Source organism: Rhodococcus sp. JVH1 (assembly GCF_000280725.2).
Classification (GTDB): Bacteria; Actinomycetota; Actinomycetes; order Mycobacteriales; family Mycobacteriaceae; genus Rhodococcus_F; species Rhodococcus_F jostii_A.
In genome coordinates this window covers 7,490,750-7,511,297 of the sequence record NZ_CP166289.1, presented here as the reverse complement: position 1 = coordinate 7,511,297, position 20,548 = coordinate 7,490,750, and the positions used below count along the sequence as shown (strand labels likewise).

20 protein-coding genes and 1 pseudogene are annotated in these 20,548 nt (G+C 67.6%); 8 read left to right on the top strand and 13 right to left on the bottom strand.

The genetic code is table 11. From position 1 onward, the window contains the following. Positions 1-63 precede the first annotated feature (63 nt). A complete protein-coding gene (locus JVH1_RS35360) occupies positions 64-330 on the bottom strand; it encodes a DUF6461 domain-containing protein (RefSeq protein WP_371113103.1) in 267 nt (88 codons plus the stop codon). Between the two features lie 10 nt (positions 331-340). On the opposite strand from JVH1_RS35360, the gene JVH1_RS35355 reads away from it, so the two are divergent. The 3 genes and pseudogenes from JVH1_RS35355 to JVH1_RS35345 all read left to right on the top strand — a co-directional run. After that, entirely contained in the window at positions 341-565 is a 225-nt protein-coding gene (locus tag JVH1_RS35355) for a hypothetical protein (RefSeq protein ID WP_371113070.1), read from the top strand. 27 nt (positions 566-592) lie between these two features. Beyond that, positions 593-1,396, top strand: coding sequence for a GPP34 family phosphoprotein (locus tag JVH1_RS35350; RefSeq protein WP_083849696.1), 804 nt, complete (start codon positions 593-595; stop codon positions 1,394-1,396). 252 nt (positions 1,397-1,648) lie between these two features. After that, positions 1,649-1,900 (top strand): annotated as a pseudogene (locus tag JVH1_RS35345) (DUF732 domain-containing protein); the annotation flags it as partial. Positions 1,901-2,142: 242 nt separating this feature from the next. On the opposite strand, the gene JVH1_RS35340 reads toward JVH1_RS35345, so the two are convergent. Then, on the bottom strand, positions 2,143-3,276 hold the full coding sequence (locus JVH1_RS35340) for a BTAD domain-containing putative transcriptional regulator (RefSeq protein ID WP_009473117.1): 1,134 nt from the start codon (positions 3,274-3,276) through the stop codon (positions 2,143-2,145). A gap of 183 nt (positions 3,277-3,459) precedes the next feature. On the opposite strand from JVH1_RS35340, the gene JVH1_RS35335 reads away from it, so the two are divergent. Next, on the top strand, positions 3,460-4,260 hold the full coding sequence (locus JVH1_RS35335) for a serine/threonine protein kinase (protein ID WP_009473118.1): 801 nt from the start codon (positions 3,460-3,462) through the stop codon (positions 4,258-4,260). Between the two features lie 37 nt (positions 4,261-4,297). Then, positions 4,298-6,538 (top strand): bifunctional diguanylate cyclase/phosphodiesterase, encoded by a 2,241-nt coding sequence (locus tag JVH1_RS35330; RefSeq protein WP_009473119.1) that lies wholly within the window; start codon positions 4,298-4,300, stop codon positions 6,536-6,538. Between the two features lie 336 nt (positions 6,539-6,874). Here JVH1_RS35330 and JVH1_RS35325 read toward each other — a convergent pair whose 3' ends face one another. From JVH1_RS35325 to JVH1_RS35275, 11 genes are all read right to left on the bottom strand, one after another. After that, positions 6,875-7,102, bottom strand: a complete 228-nt coding sequence (locus tag JVH1_RS35325; protein WP_009473120.1) for a hypothetical protein — start codon at positions 7,100-7,102, stop codon at positions 6,875-6,877. A 39-nt stretch (positions 7,103-7,141) separates the two neighbouring features. Then, the gene (locus tag JVH1_RS35320) at positions 7,142-7,537 is read right to left on the bottom strand and encodes an SDR family oxidoreductase (RefSeq protein ID WP_009473121.1); all 396 of its coding nucleotides are present in this window, start codon (positions 7,535-7,537) and stop codon (positions 7,142-7,144) included. Positions 7,538-7,640: 103 nt separating this feature from the next. Next, positions 7,641-7,886 (bottom strand): SDR family oxidoreductase, encoded by a 246-nt coding sequence (locus JVH1_RS35315; RefSeq protein ID WP_009473122.1) that lies wholly within the window; start codon positions 7,884-7,886, stop codon positions 7,641-7,643. 138 nt (positions 7,887-8,024) lie between these two features. After that, on the bottom strand, positions 8,025-9,062 hold the full coding sequence (dmpG, locus tag JVH1_RS35310) for a 4-hydroxy-2-oxovalerate aldolase (protein WP_009473123.1): 1,038 nt from the start codon (positions 9,060-9,062) through the stop codon (positions 8,025-8,027). Continuing rightward, a complete protein-coding gene (locus JVH1_RS35305) occupies positions 9,059-10,006 on the bottom strand; it encodes an acetaldehyde dehydrogenase (acetylating) (RefSeq protein WP_009473124.1) in 948 nt (315 codons plus the stop codon). Before JVH1_RS35305 ends, dmpG begins: the two co-directional genes overlap by 4 nt. Positions 10,007-10,024: 18 nt before the next feature. Beyond that, entirely contained in the window at positions 10,025-10,825 is an 801-nt protein-coding gene (locus tag JVH1_RS35300; protein ID WP_009473125.1) for a 2-keto-4-pentenoate hydratase, read from the bottom strand. Positions 10,826-10,868: 43 nt separating this feature from the next. Beyond that, the gene (locus tag JVH1_RS35295) at positions 10,869-11,813 is read right to left on the bottom strand and encodes a 3-carboxyethylcatechol 2,3-dioxygenase (RefSeq protein ID WP_009473126.1); all 945 of its coding nucleotides are present in this window, start codon (positions 11,811-11,813) and stop codon (positions 10,869-10,871) included. A gap of 120 nt (positions 11,814-11,933) precedes the next feature. Then, a complete protein-coding gene (locus tag JVH1_RS35290) occupies positions 11,934-12,803 on the bottom strand; it encodes an alpha/beta fold hydrolase (RefSeq protein WP_009473127.1) in 870 nt (289 codons plus the stop codon). After that, positions 12,800-14,710, bottom strand: a complete 1,911-nt coding sequence (locus JVH1_RS35285; RefSeq protein ID WP_009473128.1) for an FAD-dependent monooxygenase — start codon at positions 14,708-14,710, stop codon at positions 12,800-12,802. The genes JVH1_RS35290 and JVH1_RS35285 overlap by 4 nt, the downstream gene beginning before the upstream one ends. Positions 14,711-14,714: 4 nt before the next feature. Continuing rightward, positions 14,715-16,061: an MFS transporter gene (locus JVH1_RS35280; protein ID WP_192817809.1), complete on the bottom strand. Its 1,347-nt coding sequence runs from the start codon at positions 16,059-16,061 to the stop codon at positions 14,715-14,717. Between the two features lie 378 nt (positions 16,062-16,439). Next, positions 16,440-17,165, bottom strand: a complete 726-nt coding sequence (locus JVH1_RS35275; RefSeq protein WP_009473130.1) for a GntR family transcriptional regulator — start codon at positions 17,163-17,165, stop codon at positions 16,440-16,442. Positions 17,166-17,529: 364 nt separating this feature from the next. Here JVH1_RS35275 and JVH1_RS35270 point away from each other — a divergent pair, with 364 nt between their 5' ends. The 3 genes from JVH1_RS35270 to JVH1_RS35260 all read left to right on the top strand — a co-directional run bounded on the left by JVH1_RS35270 (position 17,530) and on the right by JVH1_RS35260 (position 20,485). Next, entirely contained in the window at positions 17,530-18,603 is a 1,074-nt protein-coding gene (locus JVH1_RS35270; protein ID WP_009473131.1) for an LLM class flavin-dependent oxidoreductase, read from the top strand. A gap of 28 nt (positions 18,604-18,631) precedes the next feature. Beyond that, positions 18,632-19,252 carry a cysteine hydrolase family protein gene (locus tag JVH1_RS35265; protein ID WP_009473132.1) on the top strand — a complete coding sequence of 207 codons (621 nt, stop codon included), beginning with the start codon at positions 18,632-18,634 and terminating at the stop codon, positions 19,250-19,252. A 123-nt stretch (positions 19,253-19,375) separates the two neighbouring features. Beyond that, positions 19,376-20,485, top strand: a complete 1,110-nt coding sequence (locus tag JVH1_RS35260; RefSeq protein WP_009473133.1) for an alcohol dehydrogenase catalytic domain-containing protein — start codon at positions 19,376-19,378, stop codon at positions 20,483-20,485. Positions 20,486-20,548 lie beyond the last annotated feature (63 nt).

The following is a 20,548-nucleotide window of genomic DNA, read 5'->3' as shown; positions in this document are numbered from 1 at the left end:
CGGGGGTCCGGCATTGTTCCACGCACGGTGATCGCGAAGAATTCCGCGTGCAGGCGCAGATGTCTATCCATAGCGGGAACGGGTTCTCAGTGGTTCGATTGCCGGTGGCACGGAGTGCGCCGGCACATTCAACCCGGGTAATCTGATGTCGGCGACCGTGAACGATCCGTCGTCGAGCAACACCGGAGCGATCCTTACCCCGGTTGACCGTTCGACCAACGCGAACACACCCCTCGACGTGTTGGTACTCGCGGCAGCCGCACGCAGCCTCGTCAGTTCGATCCCGGTCTCGCGGACAAGCGCAACCCGCGATTCGGGCGCCGTACCCACATCCGACCACGTGACCAAGACGCTGAGCGTCAGCAGTCAAAAGTTCGCGGGCAGTATGCCATTCGCACCACAACTCGTCGTTCCCCGAAGCTTCAGCTCTATGAATTCGTCCACCCTTGATGCTGCGGTGGTGCGAGATCACCTGGTGATGGTCACGTGGCAAACGCATCAGCGTATCGGTGATCCAGACATCGCCGCTGTTCCGCTGGATCATCAGCGACCCGCCGTTGCCTGATTCGGTCACGGCGGCATCAGGGCTGGAATGGGATGTGTGCCTCCCCTCTCGCTGTGGAAGCGCCTGTATCTGCTCTGCACACGCCCCCAAGGGCTCATCGCCGAGTACGACGAACTCGGCGCACTCGTCCGTGCGGGGGTTCTTGCCGAGCTCTACCTGACCGGCGAGGTAGCGGATCGCAAGGGCCGCGCGGTCATCGAGTCCACCCCGGTGCTTCCGGGCGCGCTGGAGCAACATCTGATCGCGCAGATCTCCGCCTCACACCCGCGCACCTGGGAACACTGGATCGGCACCGACCCGCGGCCCACCGAGCGGCTGGCCCGGGACCAACTCGTAAGTGAGACAATCGTGGCCACGGAGCAGCGCCGGGCCCTCGGCATGGTCCCCTATACGAGTTACCGGGCGTCCGACCTGGAGTTGAGGGCACGGCTGCGGGCGGCGGTCGAAAACACATTGCGCGCGGCCAAAGCCGACGAGCCCGACCACGACGCCATCACACGCGCCGCGCAGGGCGCCCTCTCGATGCTGCCGGACAATGCCAAGTCCCTCCCCCGCACACAACAGCATGAACTGCTGGCCGAACTCCGCGAGCGGGCCGAGTCCACCCTTCGCGCCTCCCATCCGCGCGGTCAGGGACGCGCGGTCACCGACACGGACGCCGTATACGCCGCCCTGTCAGTGCGAATCCCATATCGCTGCAAACACTTCCAAGTTGAAGGCGACTACCACGACCAAATCGTGTCCTTCTCGAAACGAATCGGTCCGATCGCCCCGGCGTTGTCGTCGGCATTGCGCACCATGAAGTGGACGCGCGGCGCCAGTTTCACTTAGACCGACCCGGCCGAGCGGGACATCCGACCCGGGTCCGATCGGCTCGGGATCCTCCGAGACCGTCGAGTCACGGAGCGGAGCCGAGGCGGCATCACACCCGAACCCGTTGATGCAGCGGTCCTCCCGCTGTGACCGGCGCCAGGCCGCGTCGAGCTCGCGGAGACCATCACAAGTTTTCGTTCAGAATCCGACAAGCGACATCCCAGATCCTTTTCATACCAGCCAATGGCAACCCAATGAAAAGGACCCGCCATGTTCCCCAAGACCGTCAAGTCCGTCAAGTCCGCCGCTCGCGTCGCCACCGTCACCGCCGTGCTCGGCGTCGCCGCCGTGGGTGGGGTCGGGGTCGCCAACGCCACCAGCTATGCGCCGGAGGAGGTGTACCTCACCGCCCTCGACGAAGAAGGCATCCCCTACGACTCGGCCTACTACGCGGTGGCGCTGGGCTACGCGGTCTGCGGGGACTTCGAGAGCGGCTACGACTTCTACGACATCGGACTGGATTTCCTGAGCGAGTCCTCCTACTCGCCGTACGAGGCGGGCTTCATCATCGCCGACGCCATTCACCCGCCACACGCCCCGCCGAGTCGGTTGCCGTACCCGAGACGAACCGGTCGGTGGGGTGTGCCCGTCGGTGTCGCTCCGCGACAGGCACCCGGAGCGTCAAGGCCCGGTGGTGATGCCGCGAGGCGGAACACCGGTCGGGTAGCACGACGACGCACGCGTCGGGGGTTGGAGGCGCTGCGCTATTCGAGCACGATCTGGAATTCGAGCTCGGTGTCGCCGATCCGAATGATGTCACCATCGACGAGCCAGACGCTGTCGACGACGCGGTTTCCGCCCACGTACACACCGTTCGAGGAACGCAGGTCCCGCAACACGAAGTTCATCCCGGTGTCCACGATGATCGTGTGGTGGCGACTGACCTTGCCCTGTGCGAGCACGATGTCGTTGTCGGGCATCCGGCCGATCCTGACCCCCGCCGATCCGATCCGAAAGACATGGCCCTGACGATCACGCAGCTGCGCGGCCAGGGCGCGTTCCAGCGTCTCGAGGACGGTGACCGTATGAGCGGCGGTCGCCAGCGCGGTCTCGGTCACCGCCAATGATTCCTGCCGCAGGATGCGGCCCTCCAGTTCCAACAGATCACGGCCCGGATCGATGCCGAGTTCCTCGGCCAGGTTCGAGCGCAGCCGGCGACACGCCTCGAGGGCGTCGGACTGTCGGCCACACACATACAGCGCGGTGATCAGCTGACCCCACAACGGCTCGCGATGCGGGTAGACGGACGCGAGGGACACCAACTCGGGAATCACCGCCTCGGCTCGTCCGCACACGATCTCGGCTTCCGCGCGGGCGGCGAGGGCCGACACCTTCTCCTCCTCGATCGCGGCGGCAAACGTCTCGGCGAACTCCAGATCCCGGAGATCGTCGAGTGCCGGGCCCTTCCACTCGGCGAGCGCGGCGGCCAGGTGCCCGCTCGCGTCCTCGAATCGCCGGGCGGCGGCGGCCTGGATCCCGGCCCTCTTCTCGGCGAGGAATCGTCCCAGATCACAACCCTGGTCCGGCACGATGAGCCGGTACCCCGGCGGCGCGCTGGCCAGCACGGCCCGGGCATCGACCCCGGCATGGCGCAGAATTCGACGCAGATTCGAGATGAACACCTGTAGGCTCGCCCGGGCCTCGGGCGGCGGCCGATGATTCCACACCCGGTCGGCGAGGGCCTCGGCGGACACCGGGTGGTTGCGGTTGATGATCAGGGCCGCGAGCACGGCACGCTGCTTGGGGCCACCCAGCGGTGGGGCGATCCCGTCGATCATCATCTGCACCGGGCCGAGTACGTCGAAGTGCAGTCCCGTCCCGGGCTGTGTGCCGTCCACTACATCGATGACCCTACCCCGGTGGCCCCCTCCGGTGCGGCCCCGTCGTCGGGGACCGTCGCGGCGCTGACACAAAGCCTGTCCGCCGTGACCCGCGGACAACGGTTGGCTGATGCCCGGACGTGGCGGAGGTGGTCGGTGTTGACTGAGGACGGCGAGGCATCCGGGTGAGGTGGTGACGGCATGGGTGAGCGCGGCATCTTGAGGCCGGGTGAGGTGTTCGCCGGGTACACCATCGAACGCGTGGTCGGCGTCGGGGGGATGGGCACCGTGTACGCGGCGGCGCATCCGCGGTTGCCGCGGCGGATCGCCCTGGGGTGCCGGGTGCTCGCCGCGGTCGGCGCAGGCCACGATCCCGAGCTGTGGACCCGCAACCGGAACGTCGTAACAGCCGCCTACCCGGAGGTCGGCGAAGTCCACGGTCGGCGTTCCGCGGGTCCTCAGGATATTCACAGGTTTCATGCATTGCTGCGGCCACCGTGGGGGGTGGACGATCGGGCTGTGCATCGACGACGCTGGCCGGCGAACCCTCCGCCCCCATGCGGGGGTGTCCGGGTGCACGGTCGCCGCGTGCTGGCCGCAGACCCACACCTGACGTTGGAGCTGGGGCGGATCGTCGGGTTCGGCAGCGGGCTCGCGGTGTACCTGGCGCTGACCGTCACCGGCATCCCGGCCGAGCGGGCCCGCCACGAGACCCGCACGCTGACCGACCCGGCGGATCGGTCGGCGCGGTGGTCCTACCTCGGGGTGTGCGCGGGTGCGGACCGGATCGCCGTCGCGGACCCGTACCTCGCCCACCCGGATCTGCAGGCGTGCACGGCCGGACTGTGCACGTACCGCACCGAGCCGCAGTACTGGATCGACACCCCGGCGCCGGTACGGTCGGTGACCCTCACCGCCGGGTGGCCGCAGATCGGTCTGGCACCTACGGTCGCGACGCTCACGCTGGCGCGTCGCGATCATGCGTCGACGAATCGGCGGTAGTCATTTCGCCGACCTGTCGGATGAGGAAGGTGTACAGATGGGATTCGACTCGGCCGACCCGGACCTGTGGCGGTCGGTGTTCGAGCGTGCCACGGACCTGGTGATGGTGTCGGATTTCGTCTCCGGCCGCATCGTGTTTCTCAACTCGGCGGGAATCCGACTGGTGGGCCTGCACGACGATGCGGACGCCCGCGCCCGGACCACCGCCGAGTTCCTCACCGACGCCGGGCTGGCCCAGACCCCCGAGGTGGAGGCGGCCCTGACCTGCGACGGGCATTGGGAGGGAATCAGCGAGCTGCGACACTTCGGCACCGGGGCACCAATCCCGGTGTCCATCTCCACCTTTACCGTGCGCGACGGGGAGGCCGGCCCGGCGGTGATCGCCATCATCGCGCGCGACCGCCGCCACCGCCGCACCCACGATCGCCGATTCCGGAAGGCCCTCGATGAGGCCGCGCACCGGGCCCGTGAACAACACGCCCTGGCCGAGCTCGGCCAACTCGCCGTCGACGCCGACCTCGACACCCTGCTGCCCGCCGCCACCGGTGCGGCCGCCTCCCTGATCGGGGTGCAGTGCGCCTCCATCTCCCGGATCACCGACACCGACGCGCTCGAGGTCCTCGCCTACCGCGGACACCCCCCGCAACCGCGGTCCTTCGCCACCGGGTCGGCATCCCAGCCTGGGTACGCCCTGGCCACCGGCGAGGTGGTGGTCTGCCCGAACCGGGAGCAGGAAACCCGGTTCGCCACCACCACGATGGCCGGGCGCGGGCTGCGCAGCGGCATCAGCGTGCCGATCGGCGACGGAACCCGCTGGGGGGTGCTTACCGTGCACAGCGCCCACCCCCGTGACTACACCGACCGCGACGTCGCGTTCCTGCGGGCGGTCGCGGCCGTGCTGTCCGCTGCGATCGGCCGGATCGACACCGAAACCCGGGTGCGGCAGCAGAGCAGCCGCGACCCGCTCACCGGGCTGCCGAACCGCACCGCCGCGTACCGGCGGATCACCGCCGCCCTCCACACCGCCCACCAGGACCACACCCTGCTCGCTCTGCTGCTGGTCGATCTCGACGACTTCAAAGTCGTCAACGACAGCCTCGGCCACGCCCACGGCGACGCCGCCCTGATCCGGCTGGCGGAGCGGCTGGTCGGGGCCGTCCGCCCGGCCGACACCGTCGCCCGCCTCGGCGGCGACGAGTTCGTCCTCGTCTGCGAGGACATCGGCACCGCGGACGCCGCGACCGAACTGGCCGACCGGATCACCACAGCCCTGCGCACCCCGGACCACTCCGCCAGAACCCCGGTGCCGCTGCGCGCCAGCATCGGCATCGCCCTCTCCGACCCAACCTGCACCGCCGACGAGCTGATCCGGCGGGCCGATCTGGCGATGTACCGGGCCAAGAGCGCCGGCGCCGGCGGTCACGCGCTCTACCACCCGGGCGACCGCGACAGCTACGACGCCGACCGGGTGCTGCGAATGTCCACCGACCTGCGCACCGCACTCGACCGCGACCAGCTGACCCTGCTCTACCAGCCGATCGTCGCCTTGAGGAACGGCGCCGTCGTCGCGGTCGAGGCCCTGGTCCGGTGGGCGCACCCCACCCTCGGGAACATCAGTCGCACCGAGTTCGTCGCCGTCGCAGAACGGACCGGCCTGATCGGCCCTCTCGGCTCCTGGGGGCTGCGCACCGCCTGCCGGCAAGGTGTCGCCTGGCCGACGCACCCCGGGACCGACGTCCGCGTCCACGTCAACGTCAGCACCGTGCAACTGCGCGACCCCATCTTCGCCGACCAGGTCGCCGACATCCTTGCCGACACCGGGCTGCCCGCGCACCGCTTGGGCCTCGAGATCAGCGAGACCGCGTCGGCGTCGGTGACCGCCCGCACCGTCGGCACCCTGACCGCGCTGCACGAGATGGGGGTCGTGCTGCTGCTCGATCACCTCGGCACCGGACATGGCCCACTCGGATATCTCATCCGCTACCCGATCTTCGACTCCCTCAAAATCGACAGGTCCTACATCACCGCCCTCCCCGGGCCACGCCCCGAGGCCGTCGTCACCGCCTTCGTCACCATCGCCCGTGCCTACGGCGCCACCGTCATCGGCAACGGAGTGGAAACCCGGATCCAACTCGACACCCTCCACGCCTGCGGCTGCGACCTCGCCCAAGGCTCCTATCTCGCCGAACCCGCCCCCGCCGACGCCATCCCCGCACAGCAGCGCGACCACCGGGCCGGCACCGACGGACCGAAACCAGCACCCCCGCCAGCCCACTGACCCTACAAAAGACGACCGGTGTCGAAAAGCGATCAATATCTTCAGCCCTCCCGATGCTGTCTTTCACGTAGTTCACGCGATGCTTCGGGAGTACACGGTGTCCATGCGCCGGCCGGTCGTCAGCGGCACGAGGAGATCTACGGCCAGGGGTGCCCGCATCCGCGTCCGCCGTCACCCGCGCCACCGCCGCCTCGGTGGGATACACATGGCTGAGGATGTGCACCATATGACCGCCGATGATGCGGTGATTCTTGCCCGCGGCGGCGGCAGCGAGATCCGCCAGCGCACTTGGGCCCCAGGTCCGCCGCGTTGGAGGCGGCATCGATCCGCACGACGTCAGCCACGCCAGGTTCCATCCAGGATCGCCCGACGCAGATGCTCGGCGGCCGCCGCCGCATCCGGGCCCGGGCTGCCGAGCACATCGTGTAACGCGATGATCGGATCGACCCGCACCACAGGCACATCGTCGACTAGGACGGTCGGATCGAGCGCCGTCGGTTGTGCCGCGGCGGCCGCAGTGCGCCATACGGTCCGGTCCTGCGGCAGAATGTTCTGGAAGACCACATTCGTGATCCTCCTGCTGGTCGTCATAGTGCCGACAGGTCAGCAGCACTTGCTGCCCGTCCTGCACGAAGTGCTCGGCTCAAGCTTCGGGTTGGCGGCGTGACAACCGTCAGGTTGGCGGCGTAACAACCGTCGGGAACGGCACCCGGCCCCGCACCGGGTGTCGTTCCTCTGTGCACGAGGTCGTGCACGTCGGGCAGTTGGCTCTTCGACCTGCCGGAACAACGAAAAGTCGGGCAGGAAACCCACGACCGCGGCGATGTCGTCCGGGGTGGCGAGTTGGCGCAGCGCAGTGGTGGAGGCGGCGGTAGCGCGGGCATGGTCGTCACCGCGAAGCCAGCGTGCGTTCATGTCGGTGTCAAGGGCCGCGGGTGCCACGGCGTTGACGGTGATGCCGCGTTCGCCGATGTCTACGGCGAGGGCGGGTGTGAACACCTCGATCGCCCCCTGGCGTAACTGATGACGTCGGGTCTGGCGGATCCGGAGGAAATGTTGACGATGCGACCGCCGTCGCGCATGCGGGGCAGGGCGTGCTGAGTCACGAAGAACGGGACTCGCTGGTTGAGCGCGCCAGTCGGTCGAAATCCTCAACAGTGACGCGCTCGAGCGCTCCGCACCGATTGATCCCGGCGTTGTTGACGAGGATGTCGAGCCCCCGGTCGAGCCCGAGACCGTTGAGTTCGGAGTCGAACTTCCGCATCAGCGCTTCGGGCCCCTCGGGTCGGGACAGGTCGGCCTGGACGGCGGGCGCGAGATGCCCGGCAGCCGTATTGCTGTCATCCATCGCAGCGGCGGCCGTCCGATCGGATCCGTAGTGGACGATCCTTCGGCGCCGGAGGCGGCCACCGCATGTGCGGCGGCCGCCCCGATGCCGCGGCTGCCCCCCCGGTGACCAGGGCGACCCGTCGGCCGATGTGCATTCCTACTGACGGGCCGCGAGGTCGAGGGCGATGTCGGTGATGAGGTCTTCCTGGCCGCCGACCAGTCCTCGTTCGCCGACGGCGAGCAGGATCTGCCGGGTGTCGAGCCCGTACTGTTTTGCGGCCGTTTCGGCGTGCCGCAGGAAGCTCGAGTACACCCCGGCATAACCGAGGGTGAGGGTTTCCCGGTCGACCTGCACCGGACGGTCCTGCAGGGGTCGGACGACGTCGTCGGCGGCGTCCTGGAGGGCGAACAGGTCGCAATTGTGCTTCCAGCCGTGCAGGTCGGCGACGGCGACGAACGGTTCGATCGGGCAGTTGCCGGCACCGGCGCCGTGCCCGGCGAGGGAGGCGTCGACCCGGGTGACGCCCTCTTCGACCGCGACAACGGAGTTGGCGACGGACAGCGACAGGTTCTGGTGGGCGTGGATACCGATCTGGGTCTCGGCATCGAGGATGTCGCGGTAGGCGCGGACACGTTGGCGGACACCGTCCATAGTGAGCCGGCCGCCGGAGTCGGTGACGTACACGCAGTGCGCGCCGTAGGACTCCATCAGTTTGGCCTGCTCCGCCAATTGCTGCGGTTCGGCGAGATGGGACATCATCAGGAAGCCGGAGACGTCCATGCCGAGTTCGCGGGCGGTGCTGATGTGCTGGGCGGAGACGTCGGCCTCGGTGCAGTGGGTGGCCACCCGCACCGACTGCACGCCCAGGGCGCGGGCGCGTTTGAGTTCGGCGACGGTCCCGATGCCGGGGAGCAGCAGGGTGGTGAGCTTGGCGCGGTGCACCACCGCGGCGGCGGCCTCGATCCATTCCCAGTCGGTGTTGCTGCCCGGCCCGTAGGTCAGGGAGTGCCCGGCGAGGCCGTCGCCGTGGGAGACCTCGATGGCGTCGACGCCGGCGCTGTCGAGGGTGCCGGCGATGACGGCGACGTTTTCGGGGGTGATGTGGTGGCGGGTGGCGTGCATGCCGTCGCGGAGGGTGACGTCCTGGATGTAGAGGGTGACGCCGTCGTCGGCGGTCGGGGTGGTGGTGCTCATCGTGCGATCTCCAATGCTGTGCGCTCGGCCAGCTTTTCGGCGACCTGGAGCGCTGCGGATGTCATGATATCGAGGTTTCCGGCGTAGGCGGGCAGGTAGTGGGCGGCGCCTTCGACCTCGAGGAACACCGATACCTTCCACACCGGTGAGCCGATGTCGGCGCCGCCGGTGAGGGTGGCGACCGTGTCGGCGCCGCCGAGTTCGGTGAACTGCACGTCCTGCTTGAGTCGGTAGCCGGGTACGTAGGCGGCCACCGTGGCGACCATGTCGGTGATCGACTGGCGGATTGCGTCCTGGTCGGGGTTGCTGACCAGGGCGAGGACGGTGTCGCGCATGATCAGCGGCGGGTCGGCGGGGTTGAGGACGATGATCGCCTTGCCGTGCGCGGCGCCGCCGACCTCCTCGATGGCCTTCGCGGTGGTTTCGGTGAACTCGTCGATGTTCGCGCGGGTCCCGGGGCCGGCGGACTTCGACGCGATCGAGGCGACGATCTCTGCGTAGTGCACGTCGGTGACCTTGGAGATCGCGGCCACGATCGGGATGGTGGCCTGGCCGCCGCAGGTCACCATGTTCACGTCGGGGGCACCCAGGTGCTGGTCGAGGTTGACCGCGGGCACCACGTAGGGGCCGATCGCGGCGGGGGTGAGATCGATCAGGTGCTTGCCGTAGGGGCGCAATGCTTCTGCGTTGGTCAGGTGCGCCTTGGCGGAGGTGGAGTCGAAGATGATTTCGATGTCGTCGAACTCGGGGTGCTCGATCAGCCCCTGCACCCCGGTGTCGACGGTGCTGATGCCCAGGCGGCGGGCACGTGCGAGTCCGTCGGAGGCCGGGTCGATGCCGACGAGGACGGCGATCTCGACGTTCTTCGCGACCTGCTCGAGCTTGATGACCAGGTCGGTTCCGATGTTTCCGGATCCGATGACCGCTACTTTGGTGGTGCTCATGGGTTTCTGCTTCCTTCTTCAGTCTGTGAACGAGACCCGGACGTCGCCGATCCCGGTGATGGAGGCGGCGTAGGTGGCGCCGGCGACGACGGGGACCATCGGGCCCAGCGCCCCGGAGAGCACGACCTCACCGGCGCGCAGGGGGGAGCCGTAGGACAGGCTGGTGTTCGCCAACCACACCAGCGCGTTCCAGGGGCTGCCCAGGCAGTCCGCCCCCACCCCACTGGAGACTTCGGTGCCGTTCTCGGTCATCGTCATCGAGATGGCGGACAGGTCCGGTGCCTGCGTGCGGGGAATCGACGCGCCGAGGACGTACAGGCCGGAGGAGGCGTTGTCGGCGATGGTGTCCGCGAGGCTGATGTCCCAGTCGGCGATGCGGGAGTCGACGATCTCGAACGACGCCACCACCTGCGCGACGTACTCGGGGGCGTCCTCGCTGGTGATCGGGTCGGTGATGTCGCGCGAGAGAATGAAGGCGATCTCGGCCTCGATGCGGGGTTGCAGCATCCGCGACCGTCTGACCTGTAGCTCGGAGCTGACGTCCATGTGGTCGAACAGCACCCCGAAGTCGGGTTGGTCGACACCGAGTTGGGCCTGCACCGCGGGTGAGGTCAGGCCGATCTTGCGGCCGACGATCCGGTGACCGGCGGCGACCGCCGCGTCGACGTTGCGGGTTTGGACGCGATAGGCGGTGTCGATGTCGTTCCGCCCGATCAGATCCCGTACCGGGGTGCACGGGGCGCCAGCACGTTCGGCGTCGGCCAGCCGTGCTGCGGCATCCTCGATCAGGTGATTGTCTACTGGGCGGACGGAGGTCATCCGGGGCCCCTTTCCTTGGTCGGCGTGATGGGAGCGGCGGGGTCTATTCGTCGACGGCGACGGCGGTACTGATGCCGAATCCGGCTATCCATTCCGGGATTTCGCGGTAGAAGGTCGAGGTGACGCGGTACTTCCCGGCGGCGCTCATCGCCGCGTACGCGGCGATCCAGGTGCGTACTTCGTGGGAGGAGTGCCCGGCCTGTTCGACGAACCATTCGTTGGTCCAGGAGTCGATCTGCTCGATCTCGCCGGAGGCGAGAACGTCGAGCAGGTGGCGATCCCAGTGCGGGTTGAGGGGCGCAATGGTGGCCACCCCGGCAGCGAAGTCGCGACCGGCGTCGATGACCCGCTGTTCGCGGGCATTGCGCTCGGCCTCGGTGGGGTTGCGACCGTCGATGAGCTTCTCCTTCACCTCCGCGGGGGCGGTGGCGAACTGCGGTACCGGCGGATCGTGGGACAGCCCACCGGATCCGACGAACAACACCCGCTTGTCGAGGTTTGCCGCGGCCCGCCCGACGGCCTCGCCTAGCAGTCGGACGCGGCTGACCGGGCCGAGTGGTTCGGCCACGGAGTTGATGAAGATCGGCACGGTCGGGACCGCGGTGATCGAGCCGACCAGCAGTTGCAGGGCTTGGGCGAAGCCGTGGTCGACGTGCATGCGTTCGGAGAACGCGACGTCGACTCCGCTGGCGAGGACTTCCCGGGCGACCGTGTAGGCAGCGTCGCGGTCGACGTTCAGTGGTCCGGATTCGGTGCCGTAATCGCCGACCGACTGGGCCGCGGCACCGATGCAGAACGGGGGCATCAGATCGTAGTAGACCCCGTTGTAGTGATCCGGGGCGAAGATCACGATCAGGTCGGGGGCGAAGTCGGCGATGAACGTGCGCGCATTCTCGAACGCGGCATCGACGTCGTCGATCACGGTTTGGGCCGGGTCGTTTCGTCCCATGAGGGGGGAATGCGACATCGTGCACAGCGCTACGGGCATCGTCTGTTTCCTTCTGGTTCTCGCGCGGTTCGTCGACCGGGAGTGCGAGGGATCGGGGTGGCTATGTGGGGGCGCCGATTCGTGGGTGCCTGCTCGGGGTGGCAGACACCCACGGGGTGATCAGGCGCGGTCGAGCAGGAAATCCAGGTGCAGCTGGTTGAACGTGTCCGCGTCCTCGTACTGGGGCCAGTGCCCGCAGTTCTCCATGATCGCGAGCTTCGCGCCGGGAATGTGGGAGGCGATCCGCTTGGCTTCGTCGACGGGACCGGAGGGGTCCTTGGTGGTCCACAGCACCAGCGCGGGCGCGGTGATGCCCTCGAGGGTGGCGTCGGTGATCATGTTGCGCTTGCGGGTTTCCGGGTCCTGCAGGGCCATGTTCGCCTCGCAGGCCTTGAGCCAGTCCGGCTGTTGGAAGATCGCCTGCCGGGTGCGGATCAGGTCGTCGGTGACCATCGCCGGGTCGGCCATCAGCCACTCGAGCCGGGCCTGGACGCGTTTCCAGCTCGGGTCCTTCGCTGCCTCCATGGACAGGGTGTAGAGGCGTTCCATCACCTTCGGGTTGGCCATGGTGCCGCCCATGGTGTTGAGCACGATCCGCTCGACCTTCTCCGGGTGATCGTGCGCGAACTGGGCGGTGACCCAGCCGCCGAGCGATTCGCCGGAGAACGAGGCCTTCTCCACGCCGATCGCGTCCATGAACTGCAGGACGTGGTCGATGTAGTGCTTGATCTCGAGCGGGTGATCGGGCTTGCTGCTGTAACCGTGGCCGATGAAGTCGATCGCCCACACGTTGAAGTGCTCGGCGTGGGCGGCCAGGTTGCGGACGTATGCTTCGGCGTGCCCGGTGATGCCGTGCAGCAGGATCAGTGCCGGCTTGGAGGTGTCGCCGGCGTGCAGGTACCGGGTCCGGTAGGGGCCCGCTTGGATGAAGCCCTGGCTGAATTCGACCTGGTTCAGGTCGTTCCAGACGCTGGTGTAAGGGCGGGTCATCGGTTTACTCCCTCGGTTGTGGTGCTGGTAGCGGAGGCGGGTGCTGCGTCCGCGGGGGTGGTGTGCGGGACGGTGATCGGCACGGCCTGGGTGTTGTACTGCGGCTCCTGCGTGGCGTCCGGGGCCGGTGCGCTGCTGCCGGACGGGCGGTCGAGGACTGCGGTGATTGCGTCCTCGAGGCTGGTCAGTGCTTCGCTGTCGTCCCAGACCGGGGCGCTGTGCCGCCACGCGATGTACCCGTCGGGGCGGACGAGGAGGGCACCGGCCTCGTCGATGTCGCGGATCTGCCGCCAGTAGCCGTAGGGGTCGATGGTGCCGGGTTCACCGACGACCACGGTCCGCAGGAACGGCACGTCGAGTTTGGCGGCGGCACGCTTCCACGCCTGGCCGCCGATTCCGGTGAGCAGGGTCATCATTCCCTTCCCGGTGACATCGAGAGTGGAGATGCGGGTGCCATCGGCGCCGACCAGCCACGCGTGCGGCAGCTTCGCGCCGGGCCGGGTGGTGGCCTGCAGGTACAACTGCCGGTCTCGTGCCCACACCTCGTCTCCCGCCTCGGGATCGGGGACGACCGCGGAGGAGGCGTAGCGCTGGTTGAGTTCGACGCCGTGGGCGTTGAATTCGGTGTTCTTCACCTCGAGCGCCTCGTACAGCTGCTCGCGCAGGGCGACCCCCTCGGGTGTGGGTTCCTTCAGCTTCTCCAGACCGGCGGCGACCGGATCGTCGCTGCCTGAGTCGAACCACTCGCGCAGCCCGGCGTAGTCCTTGCGGGACTGGTTGGCGCGAGCGACGATCTGCTTGCCGACCGGGACCCGCTCGGGCGAATAGGACTCGAGCAGGCCCTGCCCGGCGTAGCCCTTGACGACGAACGCGACCTTCCACGCCAGGTTGAACGCGTCCTGGATGGAGGTATTCGATCCCAGCCCGCTGCTCGGTGGGTGCCGGTGCACGGCGTCGCCGCCGCACAGCACCCGGCCGGACTGATAGTGCTCGGCGTACTGCTGGTTGACATACCAGAAAGACCGGGACACGATCTCGACGTCCAGATTTGGGTCGCCGACGAGGGTCCGGATCTGTTCGAGGACAACGTCGTCGGAGACGTCGGGCTGGCCCTTGGCCATGTCGAATCCCCAGCCGGCGATCCACTGGTTCCACGGCTTGATCGCCCGCAGCAGGCCCATGCCGATCTCACCGAACCCGGCGTTCGAGTTGACGATCCAGTGCAGGATGGACGGCCGGTGAGCGACGTACTTGCTCAGGTCCGCGTTGAAGAGCACGTAGGCGGTGCCGGCGCGGGCCAGTTCGCCTTGGAAGGGAAGGTCGATCTCCTCGGCGATCTTCGAGCGTGCACCGTCGAAACCGAGCAGGAAGCGGGCTCGCTGGGTGAATTCGGTGCCCGAGCGGACGTCGCGGAACCGGACGGTCACCCCGTCCGCGTCCTGGGTGTGGTCGAGGTATTCGGTGTGGAAGCTGATGATCGCGCCGCGTTCGGCGGCGTTCTTGATCAGCACCGGCTCCATCAGCGGTTGGGGGATGTCGAGCATCGTGCACGGGCTGCCGGACAGGTAGTCCCCGTAGCGGGTGTCGCCCGTTCCCCAGGTCTGCATCCGGACGATTTCTTCGCCGGCCAGGCTCGTGGTGAACAGCGTGTCACCCATCTGGTCCCACGGTGTGGCGTATTTGCGTGCCTCGTCTTCGACGCCCAGGTCGCGGAGCACCTCGACGGCGCGCTGGTTGGTGATGTGCGCGCGCGGCGAGTTCGCCACCCAGGGGAACATCGAGACGGCGTGGACGCGCAGGCCGTAGGTTGCCAGGGCGAGCGCCGCCGTGCCACCGGCGGGCCCGAGTCCGACGATCACGACGTCGGTGTCGTAGGAGGTTCGGTCGTGGTCACTCATGTCTGTCATCACTTCACTTGTCGAGGACACGCAGGTCCGTGGCCGTGTCCGGGGTTGAGAATGTGGTCACCGCGGGGGTGGGCCGGGCGGAGCCGGCTTCGTCTCGAACGAGTTGGCTCGCTGCGCCTTTGCGGCCCCAGCCGCCGGGCAGCAGGATCACCGAGACCACCGAGATCGCCGAGACCACCAGCAGGTAGGCGACGATCGAGGTGCTGGACTCGGTGGAGGCATACAGGGCGGTGGCGATCGTCGGCGCGAACGCCGAGCCCACGACCTGGGAGAGGGTGTAGCCGATCGAGACGCCGCTGTAGCGCACGTCCGCGTCGAAGACCATGGTGAACAGGGATCCGGTGACTCCGGCGGCGGGTGCCATCGCGATCCCGAAGACCAGTACCTGTGCGGCCATGAACAGCCAGGGGTTGCCGGTGTTGATCAGCGCGAACGCCGGGGCGATCACCACCCCCATGGCCACGGCCCCGAGCAGATACATCGTCTTGCGGCCGAAGGTGTCGGAGAGGGCCCCGAAGACCGGGTAGAGGATGACGGCGACGATGCCGGCGACGAACACCCCGGCGAGGGCGAAGGTGCGGCTGATCCCCGCGACGGTGGTGCCGTAGGAGACGAGGTAGGCCATGCAGATGTAGGCGAACACGCCCTGGGACAGGTAGGTCCCCGCGATGAGCAGGATTTCCTTCCAGTGCTTGCGGAATGCTTCGGCGATCGGCATCCGCACCACCGCGCTCTGCGCCTTCACCTCGGCGAAGTCGGGGCTCTCGGTCAAAGACAGGCGGATGAACAGCCCGATCACGATCAGTACCGCACTGAACAGGAACGGCAGTCGCCAGCCCCAGCTGAGGAACTGCTCGTCGGGCAGTTGGGAGACCGCGAAGAATGCCAGGGTCGCGACGCTGGTCCCGGCCGGGGCGCCCATCTGGGAGAAGGATCCGAAGAAGCCCTTCTTCGCGGTCGGGGCGTGCTCGACGGCCATCAGTGTGGCCCCACCCCACTCGCCGCCGACCGCGAAGCCCTGCACCAGGCGCAGCAGGGTCAGCAGGATCGGGGCGGCGATCCCGATCTGGGCGTAACCGGGCAGCAGTCCCATCAGGACGGTGGCCGAGCCCATTCCGACCAGGGAGATCACCAGCATCTTCTTGCGGCCGACCCGGTCACCGAAGTGGCCGAAGACGATGCCGCCGAGCGGGCGGGCGAGGAACCCGACCCCGAAGGTCGCGAAGGACAGCAGGATTCCGATTGCCGGGGACACATCGGGGAAGAACAGCGTGGGGAAGACCAGGGCGGCGGCGGTGCCGTAGACGAAGAAGTCGTAGTACTCGACCGTGGTGCCGATGAAGCTGGCCATCGCCACCCGGAGCGGTGAGGTGGCTGCGGGCTTCGTCGAGGACGCGGAGGTGTTGCTCACGGTCGGGCTTCTCCGATCCGCGGGCCGAAACATGTCGGCGCCGCGTGGACCAACCTGCGCGAAGCGGTCGTCATGGCCGCTCCTTTCTCTGAGGGAAGTGAGAGAAACATTCGCAACTGGAATGCTAGAAGTCTAGAAGTGAAGTTACGCCGCCATGGAAGGTGACGCAAGTCTCTCCGGTATACGAGATGCGACCAGCGGTACTCACCGGCACGAGGCGCCGGTCACCGTCAAAGGGTGTTTCCCCCGGCAGTGGGCACAGAAAAGGCCCGCCCCGTGCAACGCGTGGTTGCCAGGGCGGGCCGCCGGTGGGGCGTCTCAGCCGGCCAAGTCGCCGGCTTCGTCGCGGATGACCGAAATGGTTCCCACGATGTGCCGTTCCATGGCCTCGCGGGCTCCCGCCTCGTCCTGCTGCCGAATCGCCTCGATGATCGCGTGGTGATCGTCCTGGCGCTCGGGCAGGGCGCTCGACAGCGGGTTGGTGATCCCAGTGGTGTTGATCAGGAAGTCGGACATGTCCCACATCCGCTGGCTGGTCTCGGCCATGATCCGCGAATGCGCCATCGCGTGGATGGCGGCGTGGAATTCGCGATTGTGGATGCGGTATCCGTGCGCGCGCACCTCGGGGTCGTCGGAGGTGAGCAGTGCATCGATCCGGGACGAGATCAGGCCCAGCTCGATGAGCTGGGCGTCGGTCCGGCGGGCGGCGGCGACCGCCGCGATCGTGCCCTCGAAGCCCCCGAACAGGGTGAAGAAATCCTCGACCTCACGCTGGGTGTAGGAAACTACCTCACACCCACTCTGCGGGAAGATGTAGACGAGCTTGTCGCTGGAGAGTCGGCGCAGGGCGTCCATGACAGGCTGCTTGCTGACCCCGAACTCCTGGCGGATGGACTCGACGACGATCTTCTCCCCAGCTGCGTAGCGTCCCTCGAGCAGTCTGGTCTTGAGGATGTCGTACATGGCGGCGGAGAGCCGTGCGCCCGAGGTCCGGACATTCGCGAGAAGGGCGGCAGCCTCCGGATCGGTGCTAATGGTGCTCATACATACACGCTTTCGTCGGGCGCGCTGATCATGGTGTCCCCCTCGTCTGCGGCGCTCACCGCAGCAACTTGCATTCTAGTACTTGTGGTCCGCGTCACTGTCAGCTACGGTCATCTGGAACGCTAGAATTCTAGTTTTGAGGTGTACGGCTTGTTTTACCAGCACAACGGGTCGGCGGCAACCCTTCCCTAGCGGGATCGCGCCGCTCAATGCCGTTCCCTTTCAACGGAATTGCTCACCATTCGGCGCTTGCGCGACCTGACCCGGGACCCGAACACGCAGTCCCGGATTGCTCATCCCGCGAGCCGATCGCCCTCGTTCATGGAGTCGAACCACACCAGCGGGTCAATGCAAGGAGAAGAAGATGGAATTCTGTATCGGCACCTGCGCCAAGGTCGACCAGGTCGCGATGGTGAAGCAGGCCGAGGACCTCGGGTTCTCGCACTTCGGTGTCGGCGAAGGGCCCTTGCTGTTTTCCGACCCGTACCAGTACCTGGCGCTCGCCGCGACCCAGACCAGCTCGATCAATCTGGGCACCATGGTCACCAATCCGCTGACCCGGATCGCCCCGGTCACCGCGAACTCCATGGCCACCCTCAACGCCCTGGCACCGGGGCGCACCTTCCTCGGCATCGGCACCGCCAACAACGCGCTGCGCTCGATGGGTAACCGCACCGCGAAGATCTCCGAACTCACGCACGCCATCGAGGTCTCGCGGGAGCTGATGGCCGGACGCCGAGTCGCCCACAACTGGCTCGGACAGTCCCGGGAAGTGGAGTTCCTCGACAAGGACAGCGGTTTCTACAACGTCACCGACCACATCCCGATCTGGGTGGCCGCCGGCGGACCGCGCGGGCTCGCCGAGGCGGCCAAGTACGCCGACGCCGTCGTCTACTGCCTCGGACCGAACGTCGAGATGATCAAGCTGATCCGCGGTCGCCTCGACAAGGCGGTCGCCGACGCCGGCCGAGCTCCCGGTTCGGTCAAACTCGTCTCCCTGTCCTGGTTCTACCAACTCGGCAGCGGTGAGACCTGGGAAGACGGTGTCACCAACGGTTTCGGTTCCGGACCGATCAGCTCGTGCATCACCAACGCCGGCCTGATGGACCAGCACCGCGACCAGCTGGGCGATTCCATCGTCGATGCCTCCATCACCGCCGCGCAGCGGTATTTGGGCGACCCGAAGGCCCCGGACCAGCCGCACTACCTCGACGTCTGGGCGAAGTACCTGCGCGGACTCGATCCCGCACACCGGCCGATCATCAGCAAGGAACTCGTCGACTACTGGTGCCTCTACGGATCACCCGCCGAGCTGCGGGACAAGGCCGCCCTGATGCGCGAGGCAGGTGTCGACATCCTCCAGGTCTTCCTGTCCAACCCCTTCACCGCAGCCCGAGACATCGACAACATCGGGCACTCGATCCTCGCTCACGCCTAAACCCGCACCCCCGAACCAGGAGCTATTGATGGAACTCGACCCCCGCACCACCGCCGTCGTGGCCGTTCACTGCCAGGGCGACGTCGTCGGCCCCACCGGCGCCTTCGCCGACTTCTTCCACCAGCAGGTGAGCGAACGCCGCGTCATCGACCAGATCGCCGCGCTCATCGCCGCGGCCCGCGAGGCCGGCGCCCCCGTGGTCTACACCCGGGTCGCCTGGAAACCCGACTTCTCCGACCTCGAGGTCAACTCACCGCTGCTGGGCATCGTCGCCCAGTCCGGCTGCCTCAAGGAGGGCAGCGAACTCGCCGAGATCGTCGAACCGCTGAAGCCGAACGGCGACGAGATCGTGCTCACGCACCAGCGGATCGGCGCCTTCGCCGGGACCGACCTCGACACCATCCTGTGGGGCAAGGGCATCACCACACTCCTGTTCGCCGGTGTGGCCACCAACGCCTCTGTCGAGGGAACAGCTCGCGTTGCAAGCGATCTCGGCTACCGCGTCGTGATCGTCGAAGACGCGTGCTCGGCGGCCAACCCCGAAGCGCACGAGGCGAGCATCAACTCGCTCGGACTGCTCGCCGAGATCGCCACCGTCGACGACATCCGGACCGCCCTGACCGCCTCGGTCACCGGCACCACCGCCTGACCACACCACCACTCGAAACCCCGGTTGCACTGGTGTGGGCGCCCCGCGGCGCCCACACCAGCACTCCGTGTGCCCGACATCCCGCTATCCAGCCAGACGAACCACCACTCAGGAGTTCCCTTCATGAAGTCGACCATGCGCGTTGCCCGCCTCCACGAGATCAATCAGCCGATGCAGATCGAGGAACTCCCGACCCCCGAACCGCGGGCCACCGACGTGCTGGTGCAGGTCAAGGCCTGCAACGTCGTACCGAACCTGTCCAACGTGCTCGCCACCTACAGCGAATGGTTCCCCTACCTGCCGCTTCCGAAGCTCCCCGCCATCTTCGGCCTCGACTCCGCCGGCGTCGTCGCCGCCGTCGGCAGCCACGTCACCGACGTCGCCGTCGGCGACCGCGTCTACGTCAACCCCGGAATCTCCTGCGGCGGCTGCCGCGCCTGCCGGCAGGGGCACGATCAGAACTGCGACAAGTACACCTTCATGGGCTACTTCTCCTTCGGCGCCGACGGCCAGCAAATCTTCGACGCCTACCCCTACGGCGGGCTCGGTGAGTATCTGACTGCGCCGCAACGCAATCTGGTGAAGCTGCCCGACTCCGTCAGCTTCGAGGAAGGCGCCCGATTCGGCTACCTCGGTACCGGTTACTCGGCCCTGTGCAAGGCCGGCGCCGGCGCCGGCTCCACCGTGCTGATCGATGGCATCTCCGGGACCCTGGGTCTGGGTACCTGCCTGAGCGCCCTCGCGCTCGGTGCGAGCCACATCTTCGGCACCGGCCGTAACGCCGATCTCCTCGAGGACGTCCGATCCATCGCCCCCGACCGCATCCACGTCCTGCCTGCCGGCGAGGGCGACCTGCGCAGCTGGGTGCGCGAACACAACAACGGGGAGGGCGTCGACATCGTCATCGACTCACTCGGCCCCGGCGCACCGGCAGAATCGTTCCTCGACGCCATCACCACCCTGCGCCGCGGCGGCGTGGCCGTCGACATCGGCGGCATGATGGAACGCCCACCGCTGGACATGTTCTCGCTGATGTGCAGCCAGATCAGCGTCCTCGGCAGCCTGTGGTTCTCCACCGCCGAGGCCCAGGACATGGCCGACCTCGCCGGCGCCGGGGTCCTCGACCTGTCGGTGTTCGAGCACCACAGCTTCCCGCTCGAGAAGATCAACGAAGCTCTCGCCGACCTCCCGGCCCGGCACGGCGGCTTCACCAACTTCGTCAGCGTCCCCTGATCCGCCGGCGCCCCGCATCACCCACCGGTGCGGGGCGCTCGACCGCCCTCCAGCAAAAGGAGC